The organism is Laspinema palackyanum D2c (assembly GCF_025370875.1).
GTDB classification, from domain to species: domain Bacteria; phylum Cyanobacteriota; class Cyanobacteriia; order Cyanobacteriales; family Laspinemataceae; genus Laspinema; species Laspinema palackyanum.
On sequence record NZ_JAMXFD010000001.1, the window covers coordinates 400549 to 421868 of the forward strand.

Here is a 21320-nt window from a genome sequence, read left to right on the forward strand (position 1 = left end):
AATTCTTCCATGAAGTGGCAACACCGGGCGGGGGGTTTAACCCCCATCCCCCTCCTCAGACCCGGTTTTTGCTAGGTCCTCCTCCCCCTTGACTTGCAGGACAATCAGGGTCATATCATCAGTATTTTGCGTATCCGGGCCGATAAAATGACCCACCCGCTCGAACAGGTGTTCTAAAATAGCTTGGGGCTTTTGATAATGTTGACAAGCCCATTCCAAGGCCGCTGTCAAGTTTTCCTCATCAAAGCGATCGCCCACTTGGTTACTGGCATCCGTAAACCCGTCCGTGTAATAAATCAGCGTATCTCCAGGCTGTAGCTGAATCTGTGCTTCTTGATACTGAGTATCCGGATCTAACCCAATCAACATCCCCAAGGTATCTAACCGCTGAATCGTCCTTGTAGATGCCTGCCATAATAACGGCGGATTATGTGCCGCATTGCTATAGGACAAAATCCGAGTTTCCGGGTCATACTCCGAATAAAACAGCGTCACAAACCGATGAGAATTCTCCAAATCCGCATACATCACCCGATTCAAATGCTGAAGAATTCGCGAGGGAGAATGGCCGTTGAGGACCTCCGCCCTTAACATTCCTCGGGTCATGGTCATAATCAACCCCGCAGGTACCCCTTTCCCCATCACATCGCCAATGACGATGCTCCAGCGTCCGTTCGGTTTTCCGCCTTGATTTTTAGATTGGGCAAAGTCGTGGGTTGTGGGAATAAAATCGTAGTAGTCTCCCCCCACCCGATTGGCGGTTTCACAACAGGCAGCCAGTTCAATCCCGTTAATCGTCGGACATTGACGCGGCAGGAGTCGCAGTTGGATTTCTGCCCCAATTTCTAATTCTCGGTCCAGTCGTTCCTTCTTCCGTAGTTCTACGGTGAGCTCGTCATTTTCGATCGCCACCGCAGTTTGATCCGCCACTAACCGGACCAACTTCTGGCGCGTCGGAGTCCAAGTATAGTCCGGGTCCCGACTGAACACATACAGACGACCGCGTTCGGTATTTTTAACCAAAATGGCAGTCCCAAATAACTGCACATCTGACCCCAAATAGGGGCTCACTTGATAATCCAACGCCGAGGGAGGCAGACTTGAGGTGGCCAGGTTAGAATCATCCATGATTTGACGAGTCAGGTTTTCTAATGCCTGCCGAATATCATGACATTCGTGACCATCCTGGCAGTGAAGTTGCTGTAACCTCACTTGACCATTGGGTTTAAACAGGATCAATGCTCCCCCATCTGCATCGGTGACCCGACTCGCCACCAGGGGAATCAACTCCAAGAACTGATTCAAATTGTTGAAGCTGCGCAGAGCAAATCCCAAGGATGACAGCAAATCTTGGACTTTCTTTTGTTCCCGATGCAAACGCGCCACCAGTTCTTTGAGGGCAAAGACGGGGGTGACGTCTGCGGATGCGCTGCCGTTGTCGGGTATATCTGGCTGAAATGGCTGTCGAGGGAGAGGCAAAGAAGTCATTGAGTCAAGCTCGCTCCAGCGGGAGGGATTATATCTTTTGTTTGGGGGTAGAAATTACCCCACACCACAGAGTCTGGTGTTAAAGAATAGCTGCCAATTGGGTTTGGCGATCGCCCTTATGGATTATTTAAGGGCTGATGATGTTAAAGCAGTTCTAAATTAACCCTTATGCAACCGATTTAAACTCCGTTGCAAGATAATATTCGCGTCAAAAGGTAGGAATTCGAGTGTTTGGCATCCGGGGGAGTCTCCCCAGTGTCTTGAGTGGGTTGTAACAAAACTCACACGATCGATTTCCGATGCGGATCGCGGGGGTGGACTGATTTTCTATCCAGCAGGCGGCTTCAGCGTGATGATTCCTCAACCCTGAGCCGACTGCATGAAGCCTCAATCCAGATTTCTACAGACATCGCATTAAAGTGGATTCATGATAGCGCTATTTATAAGCTCTGCCAATCCACTAATGGGGGGGTTTTCCCACCTCGATTCCTCAAAGAAGCGATCGCTGATTTGTTCGATTTCTTGTCACCCATTCCTCAATGCCAGACTCTACCCGGCGGGCGAATGACCTGCCGGGACAGACTGCTTGCAAACCTTCAGTCTGATGACTTGAGCCCATTGAGTCTGAAGGTTTAACGTCTCTATTCTCGCTCTAGATCTTAGCCACCAATCAAGGCTTCAACAAACTCGTAGCTGGAAAAGGGGCGCAGGTCTTCGATTCCTTCCCCGGCACCGATAAAGCGGATGGGTAATCCCATCTGCTGCACGATCGCCAAGGCTATGCCACCTTTAGCAGTTCCATCCAATTTTGTCAAGATTACCCCACTCAAATTAATCGCTTCCGAAAATACTTGAGCTTGACGGAGGCCGTTTTGTCCCAGAGTTGCATCCAAAACCAGGAGTGATTCTACCACTGCATCCGGTGCTTTTCTATCCACGATTCTACGGATTTTTGCCAATTCGTCCATCAGATTCTTTTTATTCTGCAAACGTCCGGCAGTATCCACCAGCAGCAGTTCGGTCCCTCGGGCTTGCGCGGCTGAAATCCCATCAAACACCACCGCTGCGGGGTCAGAATTTTTCACCGGGTTGGCAATCACTTCCACATCGGCGCGACTTCCCCAAACCTTGACTTGCTCCACTGCAGCGGCGCGGAAGGTATCGGCTGCCGCAATCAGGGTCTTATAACCGGATTGTTTGGACAAATGGGCAATTTTACCGATGGTGGTAGTTTTACCGGCCCCATTGACTCCGGCAATCACCCAAATGTTCAGAGTTTCTTTCTCCGGGACAAAGTTAGCCTTGTACTTTTCCTGAAAGGGGCGATCGAGCATTTCCCGGAGGATTTTTTTCAGGTAGGCGATCGCCTCTGCCGGGGGAAGTGCCTCTTCTTTTAACTTCTGCTGAAGGGCCTCAATAATCAAATCTGTTGCCTCTACCCCGACATCCGCCTGCAACAGGGCCGTTTCAATTTCCATCACCGCTGCTTTATTCAGCGGCCCCTGTCCCACGATCGCCCGCAGTTGGTTAATTAAACTCCGACGGGTTCTATCCAACCCCTGGCGTAACTTCTGTAACCAGGTAATTTCTTCAATGGAAACCTGATCAGGACGGCGTCCCTGCGCCGCCAGCACTTCCGCTGACCACAAAAAGCCCTCATCAAACGCCAGTCCGGGAATTTCTGTCCCTTCAATCTCCGGTTGTCCCGGGGTCGTGGGCCGTCTGAAGTCCTCCTCTACCGGGGCCTCCACAGCAGTTTCCTCTAACCGCTGCATTCTCGCCTGTCGTTCCGCCTCCGCTCGTGCCAGGAATGACACCGGAGCCGGTGCTGGAGCAGCCGGTTCCAAGGTTTCCGTCTGTTCTGAGGTTTCCATAGCCAGAGCCGCTGCCGGTTCTATAACCTCCTCTGGGACTGCCTCGGGTTCTGTAGCTTCCTCCGAGGCAACTAAAGGCTGTTCGGCGATCGGTTCAAGGGCCGGGTCCTCCGTTTCAGCTTCCGGTTCTACCCGTTCTCCCTCAGATTCGAGTTCTTCCGGTTCTCCCTCAGCTTCCGGTTCTCCCCCCGCTTCCAGTTCTCCCCCCGCTTCCAGTTCTTCCGGTTCTCCCCCCGCTTCCAGTTCTTCAGAAGAAGAAACCTGTTGCTTTTGAATATTTTGATAAGCAGCTTTAGCCCAGTTCAGATAATCTTCGGCAACTTCTGGGGTCGTTTCTTCAGCCTCAGATTCCGGCTGCTTTGCAGTCGGTTCTATTGCCTGTTCTTGTTCTTGTTTTTGTTCTTTATCGTTGAACTGACGGCGGAACCAATTAAACACCATAGCACTTACCAGCAAGAGAGCTTTGCCGACTATTTTAAAGGGTCGGGGAGAGATTTTTGAAGAGAAATAGCCCGGGTCCTATCCCCCGGACAGGATTGAGATAGTTGCGATCAGAAGCAACGGGGGAGAGATTATTCTTGCGGCACTGTCTCATGAAACTGTTCCGTGACCCGACGCAAGACGCCATTGACAAAGCGATAGCCATCTTCACCGCTATAGCGTTTGGCTAATTCTACTGCTTCATTGATGGCGATGCGTTCTTGGAGACCGAGATAGCGCATTTCAGCCACGGCAATTCGCAGGATATCGCGATCGATGCGAGCAATCCGATTTAGCTGCCAATTGACGATCGCCTGTTGGAGGATGGCATCAATTTCTTCGCGATGGGCGTTAACTAGAGTTAGGGTTTCTAGGGTGTATGCCTTAACTTCTTTTTGGTTCGTCAGTTGCAGAAACTCAGGCAATTCCATTGCCATTGCCAGTCGGTTAATGGCGGTTTGGGTGAGTTCTACGGCTTCGTAGACCATTGTCCGAGAACTTTGCACCGTGGTGGCTTGAATTTCGCTGCCTAACAGGCGATCGTTGCTGCGTTTGAGTTCAGCCGCAGCGGTTTCTAGGATATCGTGGACTTCAGTCGTCAGGGCGCGAACCGCAGCGAGGACTAGATCGGAGAGTTGTTGAGCGCTGAGTTTTTCCAGATTGGAACTCAGCTGACTCATACTCAGCAGGGCGAGTTCACGAGCGACTCTTTGAGCTTTCATAATGCCAGGAGTTAACTTGGGTGGGTTTAGATATATTCTTTTTGTTCTTCAGAAACGAGGGTCTGCCGTTTGACCTCAGGTCTGAGTTCCTGTAGCTTGCGATCGCTCGATGGAGGTAGGGGCAAGGGTCCAGTCATGGGCGGGCTAACAATGCCACCGGAGACGATGACTTTAAAGGCATCTTCTACAGACATGGAGAGGTTGACCACTTCTTCTTCAGAAACGACAGCATACCACCCACTGGTCGGGTTAGGCGTGGTGGGAATAAAAATACTGACCATTCCCCCGGATAATTGGGATTGGATTTCTGCGGCGACACCCCCAGTGACGAAGGCGATCGCCCAGATTCCTTTGCGCGGATACTCGACTAAAATCACCCGTCGAAATTTCCCATTGGAATCTTTCAGGACGGTTTCTAAAATTTGCTTGAGGGTTTTATAAACCGAACCCGCCAGGGGAATGGCTTGCAGCACTCGTTCCCCCAAGTCGAGCAACCATCGTCCGGCGATGTTGCGTGCCATCAACCCAATCAGCAGAATACTCAGGAGGGGAACGGCTAATCCCACTCCTAGGTTAATCAGGTTGACTAAAATGGGGTGGAGGTTGTCAAAGGGATTAAGCTGCTTGGGAATACTGGTCAGGAAATCGATCACCCATCGAGCAATAGTAATGGTCAGCCATATCGTGGTTGCCAGGGGGATGATCACCAGCAGTCCAGCAATCAGGTCATTTTTTAAGTCTTGTTTAAGGCGTTGGATCACAGCTTACCCACTCTCCTTTTGTTCGGAAACATTACGCGATCGCCACTTTTAACTGCTTCATTCTCAACAAACGGTATCATTTTCGGTCTCCCAAAAACCGTCTGAGTCGGCCTCAGAATTCTTTCGGTTCGCCCCCTCCCTCGGGAGATCAGCACCGGCGAGGGAGGATCCCGCGAATCAATCGCCACAAAACCCTGATTCGGTGAGTGAGCACTTTTGCGGGCTATTTAGCCCATCAGTTCCCTTGCAAAAGTCCAGACTGAATCGGTTTCGGTTTCTTTGCAGAAACGGAAACGGGATTTCGTATCTTCTGATACTATACCCTGGGTTCTGAGTAAAGACAGTATCCTGTTCCACAAGGGCGCTTCTCTTCTCAATTGTAAAGAATTATTGCCCAGTCATGAGGCGCGAGAGGGAAAAAATGGTCCGGCTGACTTGAAACGGAATCCGGGACCCGGTTCGCCGGGTAAAGCTGGAAGAGCAACCCGCAGATCTGGAAGAGATTCTTCAATCCCTCCCATTCCAGATCTGGGGGTTGAGCGGTCAATCGGGCTAGGGATGGAAGGCGGGGGTGATCCGGCAAGAATTAAGACGGGTTGGATGGGGTGGCATTGCTGGTAGGTTGCGGGTCTAACTGAGGCGTGGGCATATTTTGGAGTTCCCACACTTTGAGCAAGATCAGATATTCATAAAATGCCTGTAAGGTACACCAAGCAAACCCGGCACGTCCATCGAGGATGCCCCCGAGCATAAAGTACATATAAATAAAGCGCAACAGGGGACGAAAGGGGAGGCGTAGGGAGAGATCTTTGAGTGCTCGGCGTTTTTCCACTTCCGATCGCCCAAAGAAGAGATTATTCCAGGAAACTTCTCCTTTTTGCAGTTGGCGCAGGGTTTCTTGAGCTTCATCACTGGAGTAGCGGTTATGTTTGTCCAACCAGCGACTCAATCCTTTGCTACTGGTGTAGTGGGGATAGGTTTCTTTGAGAAATCCCGTGGGACCATCACAGACTTCCCGTTCCGTATGTCCGTAATCCGTGAACCATACCTTGTCCTTGCGGAATAAACGGAGTTGATAGCGGGGGTACTGGGTGCTGTACCGAATCCATTGGTTCATAAACATGACGCGCTCGGCGACATAGTAGGCGATGATCTCGCCTGGGTTGGCGATCGCATCGAGACATTCCTGAAATAATTCAGGAGTCATGCGTTCATCCGCTTCTAGGATGTACACCCATTCATGCTGGGTGGGAATCTCTTGCAGCATCCAAGTCCGTTGTTTGCCGTGACTTTCAAAGGGATGCTGAACCACCTGTACGGGATATTGACGGGCAATCTCCACGGTGCGATCGCTTGACATCGAGTCCACCACGATAATCTCATCACTCAGCAGGGCGGACTCGATGCAAGCAGCAATATCAATTTGCTCGTTATGGGTCAGGATATAAATCGAGAACATGGGGGGCAATTGCCAATAATCGGCTGAATTGTGAATAGTTGTTGCGATCGGCGATCAAAACTTCTCGGCGACGCCGGTACCGGCGAGGGAGTTGAACCTCACCACCCTACATGGCAGAAGGGTTGCACTGGGTGAGCGCCCTTACGCACCCATTTCGCCCTAATCGTAACTCAACCGAGACGATTGGAACGAGGGCAACCTCGGCAAATTAAAAGACTCAGACTTGAATAGAATTGCGCGCAAGCTAACTTCCCGACTTGACTGGGTATCCCTGAGTGATGCCTGAGGGGCGATCGCCGATTTCTTCTAACGACCCATCGTTTTACGTCGTCCTCCCCCAACAGTCCCCATACTTTTTAAGCCCGTCCAGCCAATAATGCTATAAGCCACGGATAACAACAAACTAGAAATCCCGGTTTGCACGGCTAACTTGGTCAATCGAGTTTTGGTCTGACTTTCCAGTTCTTGCTGACGAGAGCGAATCTGGGTGATTTGTTGAGTCCGAAGATTATCCGCACTGAATTGTTGGTTGAGAAACTGATCCAAAGCTTGGGGATTTTGCTGAAATTGTTCCAGTAATTCCTTCTCTTGTTGCGGCACATCAGGACTTTGTAGCGCTTCATTCAGTCGGTCTGGATTCGAGAGTAATTCCCGAATTTGTCCCCCAATTGCACTTCGGCGTTGCTGAATTTCTGTCTCTACATTTTCGTTTTCAAGTTGGCTTACGATTTGACCTTCCGTCTGGCTGGCCTGTTCTCGAATCTGCTGCAATGCCTCAGAACGTTGCAGGCGCACGTTATTCAAATGCAGGGGAAATACGACTAAAAATACCACCCCAAGAATTGTGGATAATACAAAAGACCAAAATCTCAAATCTTGGAACGGGTTGCGTTTAGCGGCTCCACCCCCTTCAGCACGATCCATCCAAGATCCGGTCACTAAAAAAGCTATGCCTACTAAAGGAATAATTCCTCGTTCTACAAGTTGAGCGGCATAGGCAATTTGCCATTCTCTCGACCCGGGCTGAAAGGGAATGGCTAACAGTACATAATCTACCAGTGATGATACAATTAAAATCACCCCGATTACTTTTAGGGACATTGAAGCTACAGACTCTTGATTCATGATTCTCCTATAATTTTCCCGATATATTCCCCAAACCCGGGGAAGTTTTTCTCTCCGATTTCCACTCGGTGGCCGATGTATTTTTACCCCGATGAGGTTGACTGAATTTCGAGTGTGGGGACAAGGGTACCTCGGTAGAGCGCTTCCCCTGAAACCAGTGGAATGCATATTGGGATTCAGTCTTACCCCTTGAACTCCTCCGGTTAATCGACTCGCCCTGATTGCCTTATGGTAGTATTAATAGGCCAGGTTTTGCGATCCATCAAATGAGTTTTTCGGGAGGCTACACCGTTGAAGGGTGATTGATTGAATCCTCCGATTTAAGTTTAAACTTAAATCCCAGAAATTTTAACCTTAATTGGGTCAACTTTACCCAAAATTTATTGTCGTTTTTGGCGGGGGGTAAAAGCCACCCCAAGAGATTGAGGTTCGGTTAAACCCTGCCGGTACAGGAGGATGGATTGGGGGAGTTGACCCAGGACAGACCACCGGCTCAACCTCATGTTTCCCTATTTTACTGCTGTGGTGCGATACCAATGCGCTAAACGGGTCGGTGAAATCCCCAAATAATATCCCAGAATCATCAATTGATTGATCCCAGTCGTTCGGAGAATGCCTAATTTCTGCCATCGTCTGGCACTGGTGAAGGCAGGGGTCGGGGCGATCGCCACTCTTCCACGCCGTTTCAAGCGGCCCACAAATTCAAAGTCTTCCATGATCCCCATCTCGGCAAATCCCCCGAGTTCCCAAAAGGTGGCGGCGCGAACAAAAATTCCCTGATCCCCATAAGGCATCTGCCCCAGGCGCGATCGCAACTTCACTCCCCATTCAATCACCCGCAGCAAGGGTTCTGGCCCCTCAATCTTCAATTCAAAGGCTCCCCCCACGACCTCCGGTGACTCCAGGATCCGCCGGATCTCTGTCTCAAATCCCGGCCCCAACCGCGTATCCCCATGTAAAAATAGCAGGATTTCCCCGGTTGCCTGAGCAGCCCCCAGATTCATTTGTCTCCCTCTCCCGGGTTCGCTACGGACAACAGTAACCCCATAAGATTCGGCAATCTCCCGGGTGCGATCGCTCGAACCGCCATCGACAACAATAATTTCCACCTCCGAGACACCACAAACTGCCGCTAAGGTAGACCCAATCCCTGCCTCTTCATTCAAAACCGGCACAATCATTGAGATTTGGCCCCGGTTGGGTGTCCCGGAAAATCGGGACCCTAAAAAAGCTAAATCTTCCGGGCGATCAATATCCCTGAGTTCCGGTAACTGCGCCACAGTCAGAGACTCAGAACTCGCCACTGCCAGGGTTTGGGCCAAAACTTCCCCAGTCCCCCAAGCTATCCCCTGGAAGACTTCCGGAATGAACCGAGATAGTCCAATCAGATAATATCCCCCATCCATTGCCGGTCCTAACACCAAGTCATGAGAGTGCAGGGACTCAAACGCTTCCATGAGGATCCGGGCATCTAAATCCGGGCAATCGGTGCCAATGATCACCACGCGAGAGCATCCTGCCTCAAATGCCTCCTGACAAGCTGCTTGGAGGCGATCGCCCAAATCTCCCTCGGACTGGGGTCGATACAGGCAATCTTCCCCCAACCACCCTTGCATCTGTTCCAAGGTTCCCCCAGTAAATCGGATTTCCACCGCGATCGGTTTCGGCAACTTTTGCTGCAACCCCTCTCGAACGGTAGCGAGGGTATGCGTCCCCAGTTGCCGATGCAAGAGGGCCGCCCCCCTTGCCCCCAATGCCGGAATCAGCCTGGTTTTAGTCATTCCAGGATAGGGAAGGCGGGTAAAAATAATCAGGCGATCGGGATTGGGGTGAGAAAGCATGGGGAGGATGGGAGAGATGGGGAGGATGGGGAGGATGGGGGAGATGTTCGTAGTAACGACTTCAGTCGTTGCCAAGAGTGTTATGGCGGATGTCATAACACGAGCAATCTGAGGGTCTACCACCTGCTGGGTTGGGAACTGGAGTTTAAGCCTGATATCGGGGCGTTACTTGGCAGATGCCAAGTAACGCGGCAACGACTGAAGTCGTTACTACAAACAAAAGAGGATAACACCTGAAGTCGAAATGTTGAAAATCCTCCCCAACTCCCCCAACTCCCCCAACTCCCCCATCCCCTCTTGACCAGATTGCCTAAAATAGGGTGGAAAACCCTCATTTTAATCCAACCGGATGAATCATCACGTCGAAGTCTTAGCGGATAAAACTGCCCTAGTTAAGCGATCTCTGGAACTGGTGCGGGCCAAAATTGACGAAGCGATTCAACAGAGCGATCGCTGTACCATCGTTCTGGCGGGTGGCAGCACCCCCAAACCTTTGTATGAATCCCTCGCAACTGAGAACCTTCCCTGGGAAAAAATTCACATCTTTTGGGGGGATGAACGCTATGTCCCCCCAACGGATCCTGACAGCAATCAGCTCATGGCACGTCAAGCATGGCTCGATCGCGTTAACTTTCCCCCCGCTAACATTCACCCGATTCCCACCCAGGGAGAAGATCCGGCTAGTGATGCCCAGCACCATGAGGCCCATTTGCAACAATTCTTTGCCATTTCTCCAGGAGAGTTCCCCAATTTTGATATCATTTTGCTGGGAATCGGCGATGACGCTCATACGGCCTCCCTGTTTCCCCATACCGAAGCCTTACAAGTGCGCGATCGCCTCGTCACCGTAGGCAATAAAGACGGACAGCCCCGCATCACCTTTACCGTTCCCCTAATTAACCACGCCCACAATGTCTTTTTTCTGGTGGCTGGTTCCTCCAAACAACAGGCCCTCGAACAAATTTTCGCCGCCGAAGCTGACCCTCTAACCTACCCGGCGCGGCTGATTCAGCCTTTAGGCGAGTTATCGTGGCTATTAGATGAACCGGCAGGACGGGAGTTAGCCGTCTAAACGGTCTCTCCCTTATGGCACGGCGGCCTGATTAGGCCAGAGGTCCGATGGACTTTTGCTTTCAACCGCTCGTTGCTATTCTCTCCTGAAGCGATTGAACCGCCGCCATAGCAGCAGTTTAAACCCGTCTTTTCTCCGATCGTATCGCAGCGAGAACTTAACGAAGATGATAGTTTGTCCGAATTGCAACCACCAAAATCCCGATGGAGCCATCCAATGTGAGGCTTGTTTGACTCCTTTGCCTGCCACCATGAACTGTCCCTCCTGTGGCGCAACTGTCCAAACTGATGCCGCCTTCTGTGGTCAATGTGGTTATAATCTCCAGGTCAATACTGCTGAGGAAAGCTCCTCCGTAGAATTCCCAGAAGCGGTGCCGACGGTAGTTTCTGCTGCCTCGGGTTCCTCTACGGGGTCAATGCCGGACTTGGACCCCCCGGAACCCCTGGTGTCTCCAGACCCCCTAGCCGGATTTTCCACCTCGGAACCGGAAGCGCAGACTCCTCCCCCGGTTGCACCTACTCCCCTACCAACTCCCGACCCCACTCCGGCACCGCCTCCGGTTGCTACTCCCGATCCCACTCCGGCACCGCCTCCAGTTGCCACCCCGGTTGCGAGAAGTTCGGCAACTCAACTTCAGGCAATGCCACAGGCGCGACTGTTCCATGTACAAACGAATACCCCGATAGAATTACCCTCGACTCTCTCCGTGGTTCACATTGGCAAACCCAATGATCTGGTTCCCCCGGATGTGGATGTGTCGGGATTTCCCCATTCTGAGGTGGTCTCTCGGATTCATGCGGATATCCGTGTGGAGGGAACTAATTTCTTTCTGGAGGATGTGGGAAGTTCTAATGGGACTTATGTCAACAATCTGCCGTTGCCGAAAGGAAATCGCCAGCTTTTGCGTGCGGGCGATCGCATTGCTTTGGGTAAGGGGGATATGGTCACCTTTATTTTCCAACTGTCCTAGGGTTTAGAAAATCGGTACAGTTGGAAATCTCCAGGACAAGCAACCGGGTTTTTGCCTAAATCTGTTACGAATTGTTAACGATTTGGTGCGGAAACCGGGTTTCCAACCCATCGGGTGCCGATGCGCTCGGGAATGGATTTCCCTTCCTGTTAAAAAGAACCTTCTGGGTTTCTGTGCAAGGGAGAATCTTTTGCTAGAGTCTCGGTTCAGGATTAGATAAATAGGACAGTTACCGGGTTTCTGGCCCTCAATGGGTACAAATTGCCACAGATTTGAGCCAGAAACCCGGTTGTCTTAACGCTACTGTACGGACAGCCCTAGGGCTAAAATAGTATCTCAAAAGTATCTCAAAAGAGGCGATCGCTTTGTTATGGGATTCTCAGAATTGGAAAGTGGGTCTCACTCCATATCGCAGGGAAACCGTCTGAGAGATAATGAGAAGTAAGAAAAGGTCGGGTGACCGGGCTATCTTTAAAAGAGGTCCTTTTTTCAAACCGGGAATTTTAACTGCCCTGTTGCGACTGTACCTTCAGCCCTTGTCATCAAAGGTAGATCTACTGAATAGGGATGCTCCTGTGATTACATTAACTTTATTGCATCCGATTAAGTCTACGCCGATTCAGAGTTGGAAATTTGACAACGAATCTGTAATTCGGATTGGGCGTGCTACGGATAACAATGTCGTACTCTATAGTGCTGTTGTCTCTCGACATCATGTAGAGTTGCGACGGGCCGGGCTCCAGTGGAAAATTATTAATCTCGGCACGAATGGGACTTATATGAAGGGGTCTCCCATTACTCAAGTGACCGCTGAAGATGGGGTGATTTTTTCTCTGGCGCGTTCGGGTCCGCAAATCCAAATTCATCTGGCAAAATATCAGTCTAAAATTTCATCCGACTTGCAAAAATTGGAGTCTGAAATGCGTCTGCCAGACCGGGATGGGGACACGGTGACTGCTGAGGATGTCACAAAACCCATCCCCCTTCCCCAAACTTCTTTGGAACCCGAATTGGCGAAAAAGGGCTATCCATCCTGAGTAAGGAGCGGCTCCCTCTACGATTTTGTTAGGATCGGTTCATGAAGTATCAGACAGACTAGAAGGAACGAGCCATTCAACGGAGCGATCGCATTGAGCTACTTTACTCCCTTATCTCCTACTTACCCCTCGGGGTAAATCTCATGACTCTTAGGTATTGCTCCGGCTTCCAGACTATCAAAACCCCAGGGTTTGTTAGCAAGGCCTCCTAATACTTTTAGCCGGTTGCACTCAGGCGTCTGACCTCAACCATCCTCATCAGGGATGAGTTTATAATTTATAGGAGCTTTAACATGGCAATCGAACAACAGGTGATCCAGTATTCTCAGTTGATTAATCGTCGAGTTATTGATCGCGGTACAGCAGAAGAAGTAGGCCGCATTGATGAGCTCTGGCTTAATTCAAAATCTCATCACATTGTCGGATTTTCCTCCAAATCAGGCGGCGTTCTAGGATTGGGAGTGAAAAGACATTCTTTTACTTGGGAGCAAATTTATAGTATAGGGGCGGATAGTATTGTAGTCAACATTAATGCCGAGGTTGAAGACCCGGAAAAGTCTCCGGAAATTAGTCATCCGATTATTGGTCATGAAGTCTTGACTGAGAGCGGAAATACCGCAGGGGAATTGCGCGATTATATCATTGCCACTCAGACTGGGGCGGTGGTCGGTTATCTTTATAAATCCAGCGGTTGGCGGGGTGCAGTAGAAGGCACTTATCTGCTCTCGCCGGAGGATATTTCTAGTATCGGGAGTAAGCGAATTCTGGTCATTGATACAGCCATCCAAGACGCTCAACCCTACACCGATGGCATGAATCAAAAACTGAATAAAGTGGGCGAGTTGCTCAAAGATGATTATACGAAAACAATGGGAGATTTGCGCGGCTTAATGAAGGGAGCGCAAAATATCTCGGAACAAGCGAAAAGTAAAGTGCAAGAAGTTGCGGGACAAGCGCGAGAAGGTACGATGTCCTTGGCTGAACAAGCGCGAGAAGGGACTGTATCTTTTGCCGAACAAGCCCGAGAAAAAGCCAATGAAGTCGCGAATCAAACCCGCGATCGCGTTGCCGAAATGAGAGGAGAATCCACCGCTACTCCAGTCCTGCCGGAATCGCAAGTGGTGGCAGAACCGGATGTTATAGTTGAAGCTCCAGTTGTCATTGAATATGAGGTGATTTCCGAGGCCCCACCTAAAACGGAAAAATCTGAAAATCAGGCATAACCTGTTGAGTTAAAATTCGGTTTTCCAGTTTTGAAGCTAGGGACACGGCACTGCCGTGTCCTCAACAGCATGAATAGCGAGATGGGACATAGATTTCCCTGTTTATTCAACTGATGTTTTCACCGAAGTCAACAAAACTTGGAATTCGGCGAGGGAGGCGATGGCGATCGCCTGCCGGAATAGCGGATTGAGGATATCCATCTCTTCAACTCCATTAACCGCCTCTAGGACGGACGGTGGTAATTCCCCAAACCGGATTTGCAAAATTTGCAGGATATTCTCTCGCAGCTTTTCCACCATTCCCTCTTGACGTCCCTCTTGACGTCCCTCTTGACGTCCCTCTTGACGTCCCTGCTCACGCGCTTCTTCTTGGATCAGTTCTTCCATTGGACTAAGAAACGGCATTTGTCTTTCCTCCTGATAGCGAATCACTTCAGTTCTTAATTGCTGTTCTAGTTCCTTCGGTAGGCTCATCATCCGGTCCACAAACCGAAATAGATTTACCATCTCGTCTCTAGTATAACCCTTCTCAAACAGCGAGCGAATCAGTATCCACTTCCACTGTTGTCGTTCCGTCATCTTCCCGTTAGTGGCTTGGGTTTTTAAATGAGCCCTCACCATCAGCGCAAACGGGTTTGCTTCCAATTCTAACTCGTCCCACCGACTCTCATAGTCCAACAGCTTAACCGTAGGAAATTCCATCCGGAGTCGATACCCATCCAAGCTATAGGAATATTCCCGGGGACGCCAGGATGGACTATCATCCCCTAAAATAGCGACGCTAACAACGGGTTGGTTGTATTTATCAAAAGCGCGATAGTTGTACCGATAGACCCGTTGATTAAACGCCGGATCCGTTTGACTCTGCACTTCAACATGAATCAGAATCCATACGGTCTGTTGGTTGAGGAGTTTCACTTCAAACAATTTATCGGCAAATTGAGTCCCAACATCGGAATCCCCCACCAGTTCCATCAGTTCTTTTTCCAGAGAACGATAGGGCACAGTCCAGTCTATTTGACTATGAATTTCCGGGAAAAAGAACGATAAAAACTGTTCAAAGTAGAGGGAAAGTGCTTCTTTCCAGGGCTTATCATAATCGGCGGGAACTGAGATGTAAATTTTTGGTTCACTCAAATTTGTTTTTCCTCCAATTTATCTAACGATTCTTGCAGTTACAGTTATGAGGTAAATTTAGGGGAGTGCGAGCATTTTGCTTGCTATTTTTAATAGCAAGCAAGATGCTCGCACTCCTCTAAATGTTTGCAGTTCTCCATAAGTTAGAGACACTACAGCCTGTTTAAAATTAAGTGAACTATGTCTCAATATCGGGAGAGATGGTCTGGCGATCGCCTCTTGTCCTATTAGGCGATCGCCCCCTTCTAATTGGGGTCAGGTAGATCACTCCCACCCAACCCTCAACTCTACGCGCCTACCGATTCTTTCGCCGCATACATCACTTCCAAAGAAATCTGGCTGAACCCGCGTTCCCGGGCAAATTTCTCCGTGTTCCGCTTCACTTTACCGCGCACAAAACCGGGAACCTTGTTCAATTCTCCTTGTGCTTCCTTGGTCCAGTTTAAATCAGAATCCGCAGAAATTGTTTTCTGAATCACCTCTTTCGTATCATGTCCACCAAAGATTTCCAGCAGGTGGTCTTCCATCCCCAAAGTAAACGAATTATAAACCAAATCCGTGACTTGATTTGTCCCTTCATACCCGAGGAATGGTTTATATCCAATGGGGAAGTTTTGGATATGAATCGGGGCGGCAATCACGCCACAGGGAATATTTAAACGCTTGCCCACATGACGTTCCATCTGCGTACCAAAGATTGCCGAGGGTTCAATGCGGGCGATCGCATCTCCAATTTCCCCATTATCTTCACTAATCAGCACTTCATCACAATATTCACTCACCTGTTCCCGGAACCAGTCTGCATCATATTTGCAGTAAGTCCCGGCCAAAACCACATGAATTCCCATTTCCCGCGCCAGCACCTTTGTCATCGCTGCGGCATGGGTATTATCCCCAAACACCACCGCTTTTTTACCCGTCAAATTCTGACAGTCAATGGAGCGAGAAAACCAGGCGGCTTGGGAAACAAACATGGTTTGATGATTGATATACTCTTCATAATCCACATTCGCCCCTTGCTCATTAATCACCTGCTGAATCTTGCGAATACAGCGGGCTGTTTCAACCACTCCCATCGGGGTAATATCCACATAAGGCATTCCAAATTCTTCCGCCAGATACTGGGCGCTCATCAACCCAATTTCCCGATAAGGGACCAGATTAAACCAAGCGCGAGGCAGGTTTTTCAACTCAGTAACAGAGGCACCTTCCGGGATAACGGCATTAATTTCGATGCCCAAATCTGCCATCAACTTCTTCAGTTCGATGCAATCATGCTGATTGTGGAAACCCAAAGTCGTCATGCCGATGATATTCACCGAAGGTTTTTCGGTTTTGCCTTCCGCAATTTCCCCTTTTTTGCGACCTTTGGCAATATAAAATTGCAGAATTTGTAGCAGGGTTTTGTCTGCTGCTTGGAGTTCATTAACCCGATAATGGTTCACATCCGCCAGCATGACATCGCCTTTGGACTCCATCTGCGCCCGATCTACAAAGTTTTGTAAATCTTCTTGAAGAATACTAGAGGTGCAGGTGGGGGTGAGCACAATCAAGTCTGGGGTTTCTTCTTGGTCCTTGCGAACGATATTATCGATGACTTTTTCTTGAGAACCCCGGGCGAGAACATTGCGATCGACGATGCTAGTCGTTACTGGGGTATAATTCCGCTCCCGCTCTAGCATAGACCGCATCACGTTAAAATAGTCATCCCCAAGGGGCGCGTGCATGATGGCATGGACATTTTTGAAAGAACTCGCGATGCGGAGGGTGCCAATGTGGGCGGGACCTGCATACATCCAGTAAGCCAATTTCATTTGAGTGTTCTCCCTTGTTCGGTTTAAATACAGCGTTTTGAGCGCCTGCGATAAGCTGTTGTTGATTATCTCAAAATTCCAGGGGTTCTGAGACGTGACTTTTTCAGGTATAAATTCCTAGGGAGCGTCGAAAGACCCTAGGCGACTGCGATCCAGATTAAAACTAAAACAATATTTTTGTTGCTTTTGTAAAAAATATTAATATTTTGATAACTTCCGTAATGGAGATTTTGAGGAGGGAGGAGAAGAAGAACCACAGATTACACAGATTTTCACAGAATTGAATCCGTGTAAATCTGTGTAATCTGTGGTTCATATTCCAGGCTGTGAAAATTGGTGTAATCTGTATTAGCGCAATATTTTATCAATCTACTCGCCAATTGTATTTACGACGTTGTTCATCCGCAAACTCATCAAATGAACGAAAGCGTCCGGCTTCAAAATCATCCAATCCCCTCTGAATACCTGCGATCGCTTCTGCGGTGTCTTCTGCCTCCCACTCTAAAACGTTAGCAAGGAGTTCAGCCGCAACTAAGGCCACATCACGCCCTTGCTGTGCCGCTCTTTCGCGAAGTCGAGCTTCTACATCTGGGGCCAAATTAACAACAATTGACATCGATTGGGTTTCCCATTAATCAAGCCTGTGCCTGTTATTCTAGCATGGAAATCAGAACTGATTTAAACGGATGTGAACCGCTGCTGATTTAACGGTTTATAATAGTAGCATTGCGAGGAATAGAGCCATGAGTATTGTTATCCCTAATGAACTGCTGACAGCAACCCGCATGACGGAAGCAGAAATGAAACAAGAAATCGCCGTCATGCTTTTTCAGAAAGAGAAACTCACCCTAGGAAAAGCAAGTCGATTTGCAGCCATGAATCGTATCGCCTTTCAACATCTACTCGCCAGTCGTCAAATCCCCGTTCATTATGATGTGGAGGATTTTGAGGAAGATATTAAAAATCTGCGGGAGAGGGGTAGACTGTGATTATTGTCAGCGATACCTCTTTTTTCAATAACTTGGCGGCAATTTACCAACTCAATGATATTTTCTACAGCCTTTTTAATAGAGCATCATACTCGGCATGGGAACCAATCCAAAACCAGTAGATTTCGTCTTCTTCTAACAATCCTAATGCACGATAGTTTAGACCAACACGCACTGAGTAAATAGGTGGCTGTTGATTCACTCGCTTAAACTGAAGGCTATTATGGTAGGCATCTGAACGCCAGAGTATGTAGGCGTTCCTCGCCTGTTCTCGAATTGACTTAGGAAGTTGATTTAAGTGTTTGCGAAAACCCTTCGTAATCCTCGACTTCATTGTTCGGATGAAAAAACATCATCGATTGAGTCAATATTACCCGCAGCAATATCTTGACGTGCCATTTCAGCTAAAGCATTCCACTGCCGCTGAGTCGTGGCTTCAAAGCGCGATTTCCACTCCCGCTCATCTTCAAGTTCAGCCAGGAGACGAGAGGCGATCGCATTCTGCTCTTCTTCTGTCAGCTTCTCTATCTCTGCAACAACATACCGAAGTAATTCAGTCATCTGGAGCAACCTAAATTTTAAGAAATGTTGGGGTAGTTTATTATTTTAGCATAGCTGGCGATCGCAATCTTTCCCTAAGCCTCCCCTGTCGTTCTATCGTCAGACAAGGAATCGATTCCCTGTTTATCTCAACTCACTCAAAAATTATTTTAACAACAAGCTATGACCCAACCGGAATTGAATCAAAAACAAATTGAGGAACTGGCAGAAATGCTGGAACTCGCCAAAACTACTGAACGGCAAGCTAGAGAACTAAATGAAATGGCGATCGCCTTTGAAGAAAAGTGGAAACACCGTCTTGAAAGTAGATCCGCAGGACAACCGGAACCTACTCAACCTTTGTTTTTTGGTGTTAACAGGTATAGAAATGAAAAACCAGAAGAACAGGGATTGTTCTTCTGGTTTTTCATTTCTACATCAATGTTTATTTTGATTGTAAAGAATTAATGAGCTAAAGCTTGCACCCCTTGGCGAGCCAAAGATACTCCGGCACTTCCTGCTGCGCCCGCAGTATTACACAATGGTGCAAGTAATGCAGCAGGAGGGATCACGACTGTAATTCCTGCATCTATCGCATAGCAAGTTCCAGTTACTGTTGCCAACGTAGCTACTGTAGAAACTAACCCCTGGAGGTTGTCGCAAATAAGTTTTTCTGCCGCATTAGCTGGATTAAGGTTCCAGCAACGGAATAGTAGATTTGAACCCTCAGAGCCATTATCATATTGACTCTCGCTCGTTGCACTCTCGTTATTGTACTGAGTAGCGGCGTAACTGGGTTGGATACATCCGAAGAATGTAACAGTCAATACTAACAATGCGGCAATGAACCGTTTTATCATGCTTAGACCTCCTATAGCGTGATGTTTGTATGACTAACTTTAAGTTAAGGATAGATACCTATCGATATAACTATTATCTCCGAGAAAATGGGTAGTTGTCGAGTCGGAAAAAGTCGGTTAAAGTCAGGGTTTTAATAACTTTTGTAAGTAGTTGACTTAGGAAATAGTCGGATAAAGTCTGCAAAGTCGGTTAAAGTCGGATAAAGTCGGATAAAATAGGCACAGTTGCTACCCCTACTCGTACCTGACCTATGGACGTTCAACAAGTGCTAAAATTTGCGGATGAGCTCGTTTTTACCAAGACGGGAAAACATCTTGACAATCTGCAAGAGTCTATTTTGCGTGGTGCTTGGCAAGGTCAGAGATACTCACAAATTGCAGAAAATACTAACTGTAGTGAGGGTCATGTTAAGGATGCGGGGTCAGAATTATGGAAAATTCTCTCAGAGGTATTAGGGGAAGATATCAGAAAATCGAATGTTAGAGCAACTTTCAAGCGGTTGCAATATTCTAACTTTTTAAATGTGGCTAAAGATTCTGTACAAATTAATAATGTCAACATCTGTGGGAATACTCCACACCCACCAACAATTCCCCAGACACAACCACCGAGTGACGAAAATCCTACTCCATCTCAACGGCGTCGAGATTTACGGGAAGTGCCGGATTTGTTGCCTTTTTATGGACGGGAGGAGGAATTGGCGACGCTTGAACGTTGGATGGTGACCGATCGCCCTCGTCTGGTGGTGTTGCATGGGTTCTCGGGTATCGGTAAAACAGCGTTGGCGGTACAATTATTGCAGCAAATTCAGGATGATTTTGATTCGGTGGTGTGGCGTAGTCTGCGGTATTCCCCATCGGTGGAAATGTTGGAAACTAATCTGCTGGAATTCCTCTCTCATCCCCCGCAGACAGATTTACCCGTGACTGCAAGCGATCGCCGTGCTATTTTATTCGACTATTTACGCCAAAATCGTTGTCTGATTGTCCTCGATGATGTTCAGTCTATTCTCAGCAACCAACAACTCGCCGGTAACTATCAACCGGGATATGAAGGCTATAGTTTATTCTTTAAACAAATTGCGGAGTTGTCTCATCAAAGTTGTGTCTTGCTGATTACTTGGGAACCGCCTCATGAACTGTCTGCACTCAATGGCGATCGCACTCCGGTTCGTTCGTTCCACCTTCGAGGGTTGGGTCCGGAAGCAGAGCAAATTTTCCGAGATAAAGGATTGATTGATGAGGACTGTTTCTCAACGGCGATCGGCTATTTTGGAGGCAATCCCTTATGGCTTAAAATCGGGGCTGGAATGATTTACGAGTTGTTTAATGGTAAAATATCAGAATGGTTTAAATACGAACCGCTTTTTTTGGGTGAAGATTTGAGTTTGGTGTTGCAGCAGCAGTGCGATCGCCTATCAGATGTGGAAAAAATTGCACTCTCTGTTTTAGCTAATCAAGCAGGTCCTGTGTCAGTGTCTGACTTATTAGCAGCGGCAACCTTATCCCCAGAGGATTTGTTGAATGCCTTGCACTCTTTGAAACGGCGTTCTTTTATCCAACAAGAACAGTCGCTTTTTTCCCTTCCCTCAGTCCTGCGGCAATATGGGAAAACTCTATGATGCTGACAATTTAAACCGAGGGAGCATTAAACCTCATTTACTCTCGTAAACGTTCAGCAATTTGAATCAACAACCGCAAGGCTTCATTCACGGATTCCTGGGTTGGGAAAGCGCGAGCTACATCTGGATCTAGCCGGACCAAATTCGTTCCTTTTCGATAGCGATCGGCATATTTGCCTCGAACCCCTCCACTTAATTGAGAAAAGTCATATTCATCAGACAATTCATCGTTAGGCATAGGATAAATCAATCAGTTTATAGTTAAGGATATAGCGGTCCTAAATCATTTTGATAATGGCTCCAAGT

General features: G+C 48.4%; 21 protein-coding genes. 7 read left to right on the forward strand and 14 right to left on the reverse strand.

Translation table 11 applies throughout. The features are described 5' to 3' along the window. Nucleotides 1-36: 36 nt before the first annotated feature. From NG795_RS01790 to NG795_RS01820, 7 genes are all read right to left on the reverse strand, one after another. Nucleotides 37-1488: a PP2C family protein-serine/threonine phosphatase gene (locus NG795_RS01790; RefSeq protein WP_367286951.1), complete on the reverse strand. Its 1452-nt coding sequence runs from the start codon at nt 1486-1488 to the stop codon at nt 37-39. A 659-nt stretch (nt 1489-2147) separates the two neighbouring features. Continuing rightward, nucleotides 2148-3803, reverse strand: a complete 1656-nt coding sequence (gene ftsY / locus NG795_RS01795; RefSeq protein ID WP_367286952.1) for a signal recognition particle-docking protein FtsY — start codon at nt 3801-3803, stop codon at nt 2148-2150. Between the two features lie 131 nt (nt 3804-3934). After that, nucleotides 3935-4564, reverse strand: a complete 630-nt coding sequence (gene nusB / locus NG795_RS01800; protein WP_367286953.1) for a transcription antitermination factor NusB — start codon at nt 4562-4564, stop codon at nt 3935-3937. 26 nt (nt 4565-4590) lie between these two features. Then, nucleotides 4591-5325: a DUF502 domain-containing protein gene (locus tag NG795_RS01805; RefSeq protein ID WP_367286954.1), complete on the reverse strand. Its 735-nt coding sequence runs from the start codon at nt 5323-5325 to the stop codon at nt 4591-4593. Between the two features lie 586 nt (nt 5326-5911). Then, nucleotides 5912-6784: a glycosyltransferase family 2 protein gene (locus NG795_RS01810; protein ID WP_367286955.1), complete on the reverse strand. Its 873-nt coding sequence runs from the start codon at nt 6782-6784 to the stop codon at nt 5912-5914. Between the two features lie 306 nt (nt 6785-7090). After that, entirely contained in the window at nt 7091-7909 is an 819-nt protein-coding gene (gene hpsJ-B / locus NG795_RS01815) for a hormogonium polysaccharide biosynthesis protein HpsJ (RefSeq protein ID WP_367286956.1), read from the reverse strand. A gap of 509 nt (nt 7910-8418) precedes the next feature. Then, nucleotides 8419-9846: a TIGR04283 family arsenosugar biosynthesis glycosyltransferase gene (locus tag NG795_RS01820; protein WP_367286957.1), complete on the reverse strand. Its 1428-nt coding sequence runs from the start codon at nt 9844-9846 to the stop codon at nt 8419-8421. Nucleotides 9847-10099: 253 nt separating this feature from the next. On the opposite strand from NG795_RS01820, the gene pgl reads away from it, so the two are divergent. The 4 genes from pgl (at nt 10100) to NG795_RS01840 (ending at nt 14052) form a co-directional block, all read left to right on the forward strand. Then, the gene (pgl, locus tag NG795_RS01825; RefSeq protein ID WP_367286958.1) at nt 10100-10822 is read left to right on the forward strand and encodes a 6-phosphogluconolactonase; all 723 of its coding nucleotides are present in this window, start codon (nt 10100-10102) and stop codon (nt 10820-10822) included. A 166-nt stretch (nt 10823-10988) separates the two neighbouring features. After that, the gene (locus NG795_RS01830) at nt 10989-11792 is read left to right on the forward strand and encodes a double zinc ribbon and FHA domain-containing protein (protein ID WP_367286959.1); all 804 of its coding nucleotides are present in this window, start codon (nt 10989-10991) and stop codon (nt 11790-11792) included. Between the two features lie 575 nt (nt 11793-12367). Continuing rightward, a complete protein-coding gene (locus NG795_RS01835) occupies nt 12368-12829 on the forward strand; it encodes an FHA domain-containing protein (protein WP_367286960.1) in 462 nt (153 codons plus the stop codon). Nucleotides 12830-13122: 293 nt separating this feature from the next. After that, nucleotides 13123-14052: a PRC-barrel domain-containing protein gene (locus tag NG795_RS01840; protein WP_367286961.1), complete on the forward strand. Its 930-nt coding sequence runs from the start codon at nt 13123-13125 to the stop codon at nt 14050-14052. Nucleotides 14053-14154: 102 nt separating this feature from the next. Here NG795_RS01840 and NG795_RS01845 read toward each other — a convergent pair whose 3' ends face one another. The 3 genes from NG795_RS01845 to NG795_RS01855 form a co-directional block, all read right to left on the reverse strand. Then, entirely contained in the window at nt 14155-15189 is a 1035-nt protein-coding gene (locus NG795_RS01845; protein ID WP_367286962.1) for an RpnC/YadD family protein, read from the reverse strand. 287 nt (nt 15190-15476) lie between these two features. Continuing rightward, nucleotides 15477-17003, reverse strand: a complete 1527-nt coding sequence (bchB, locus tag NG795_RS01850) for a ferredoxin:protochlorophyllide reductase (ATP-dependent) subunit B (protein WP_367286963.1) — start codon at nt 17001-17003, stop codon at nt 15477-15479. Nucleotides 17004-17367: 364 nt separating this feature from the next. Then, nucleotides 17368-17619: a hypothetical protein gene (locus tag NG795_RS01855; RefSeq protein ID WP_367286964.1), complete on the reverse strand. Its 252-nt coding sequence runs from the start codon at nt 17617-17619 to the stop codon at nt 17368-17370. A gap of 127 nt (nt 17620-17746) precedes the next feature. Here NG795_RS01855 and NG795_RS01860 point away from each other — a divergent pair, with 127 nt between their 5' ends. Next, entirely contained in the window at nt 17747-17992 is a 246-nt protein-coding gene (locus NG795_RS01860) for a UPF0175 family protein (RefSeq protein WP_367286965.1), read from the forward strand. Nucleotides 17993-18056: 64 nt separating this feature from the next. On the opposite strand, the gene NG795_RS28410 is transcribed toward NG795_RS01860, so the two are convergent. Then, nucleotides 18057-18326, reverse strand: a complete 270-nt coding sequence (locus NG795_RS28410) for a ParE family toxin-like protein (RefSeq protein WP_436836018.1) — start codon at nt 18324-18326, stop codon at nt 18057-18059. Further along, nucleotides 18323-18553: a hypothetical protein gene (locus NG795_RS01865; protein WP_367286966.1), complete on the reverse strand. Its 231-nt coding sequence runs from the start codon at nt 18551-18553 to the stop codon at nt 18323-18325. Before NG795_RS01865 ends, NG795_RS28410 begins: the two co-directional genes overlap by 4 nt. A 162-nt stretch (nt 18554-18715) precedes the next feature. Between NG795_RS01865 and NG795_RS01870 the strand changes: the two genes are divergently transcribed. Beyond that, nucleotides 18716-19000, forward strand: coding sequence for a hypothetical protein (locus NG795_RS01870; protein ID WP_367286967.1), 285 nt, complete (start codon nt 18716-18718; stop codon nt 18998-19000). Here the strand turns inward: NG795_RS01870 and NG795_RS01875 are convergent. After that, nucleotides 18997-19392 (reverse strand): hypothetical protein, encoded by a 396-nt coding sequence (locus NG795_RS01875; RefSeq protein WP_367286968.1) that lies wholly within the window; start codon nt 19390-19392, stop codon nt 18997-18999. The genes NG795_RS01870 and NG795_RS01875 overlap by 4 nt on opposite strands. 251 nt (nt 19393-19643) lie before the next feature. Between NG795_RS01875 and NG795_RS01880 the strand changes: the two genes are divergently transcribed. Then, a complete protein-coding gene (locus NG795_RS01880) occupies nt 19644-21014 on the forward strand; it encodes a helix-turn-helix domain-containing protein (RefSeq protein ID WP_367286969.1) in 1371 nt (456 codons plus the stop codon). Nucleotides 21015-21051: 37 nt separating this feature from the next. Here NG795_RS01880 and NG795_RS01885 read toward each other — a convergent pair whose 3' ends face one another. Next, on the reverse strand, nt 21052-21252 hold the full coding sequence (locus tag NG795_RS01885) for a hypothetical protein (RefSeq protein WP_367286970.1): 201 nt from the start codon (nt 21250-21252) through the stop codon (nt 21052-21054). Nucleotides 21253-21320 lie beyond the last annotated feature (68 nt).

Bases quoted from the DNA above. Each gene is read 5' to 3' on its own strand.
- NG795_RS01790 (WP_367286951.1), bottom strand. From the start codon at position 1,488: ATGACTTCTTTGCCTCTCCCTCGACAGCCATTTCAGCCAGATATACCC.
- ftsY (WP_367286952.1), bottom strand. From the start codon at position 3,803: ATGGTGTTTAATTGGTTCCGCCGTCAGTTCAACGATAAAGAACAAAAA.
- nusB (WP_367286953.1), bottom strand. From the start codon at position 4,564: ATGAAAGCTCAAAGAGTCGCTCGTGAACTCGCCCTGCTGAGTATGAGT.
- NG795_RS01810 (WP_367286955.1), bottom strand. From the start codon at position 6,784: ATGTTCTCGATTTATATCCTGACCCATAACGAGCAAATTGATATTGCT.
- hpsJ-B (WP_367286956.1), bottom strand. From the start codon at position 7,909: ATGAATCAAGAGTCTGTAGCTTCAATGTCCCTAAAAGTAATCGGGGTG.
- NG795_RS01820 (WP_367286957.1), bottom strand. From the start codon at position 9,846: ATGACATCCGCCATAACACTCTTGGCAACGACTGAAGTCGTTACTACG.
- pgl (WP_367286958.1), top strand. From the start codon at position 10,100: ATGAATCATCACGTCGAAGTCTTAGCGGATAAAACTGCCCTAGTTAAG.
- NG795_RS01830 (WP_367286959.1), top strand. From the start codon at position 10,989: ATGATAGTTTGTCCGAATTGCAACCACCAAAATCCCGATGGAGCCATC.
- NG795_RS01840 (WP_367286961.1), top strand. From the start codon at position 13,123: ATGGCAATCGAACAACAGGTGATCCAGTATTCTCAGTTGATTAATCGT.
- bchB (WP_367286963.1), bottom strand. From the start codon at position 17,003: ATGAAATTGGCTTACTGGATGTATGCAGGTCCCGCCCACATTGGCACC.
- NG795_RS01855 (WP_367286964.1), bottom strand. From the start codon at position 17,619: ATGTCAATTGTTGTTAATTTGGCCCCAGATGTAGAAGCTCGACTTCGC.
- NG795_RS01860 (WP_367286965.1), top strand. From the start codon at position 17,747: ATGAGTATTGTTATCCCTAATGAACTGCTGACAGCAACCCGCATGACG.
- NG795_RS28410 (WP_436836018.1), bottom strand. From the start codon at position 18,326: ATGAAGTCGAGGATTACGAAGGGTTTTCGCAAACACTTAAATCAACTT.
- NG795_RS01865 (WP_367286966.1), bottom strand. From the start codon at position 18,553: ATGACTGAATTACTTCGGTATGTTGTTGCAGAGATAGAGAAGCTGACA.
- NG795_RS01870 (WP_367286967.1), top strand. From the start codon at position 18,716: ATGACCCAACCGGAATTGAATCAAAAACAAATTGAGGAACTGGCAGAA.
- NG795_RS01875 (WP_367286968.1), bottom strand. From the start codon at position 19,392: ATGATAAAACGGTTCATTGCCGCATTGTTAGTATTGACTGTTACATTC.
- NG795_RS01880 (WP_367286969.1), top strand. From the start codon at position 19,644: ATGGACGTTCAACAAGTGCTAAAATTTGCGGATGAGCTCGTTTTTACC.
- NG795_RS01885 (WP_367286970.1), bottom strand. From the start codon at position 21,252: ATGCCTAACGATGAATTGTCTGATGAATATGACTTTTCTCAATTAAGT.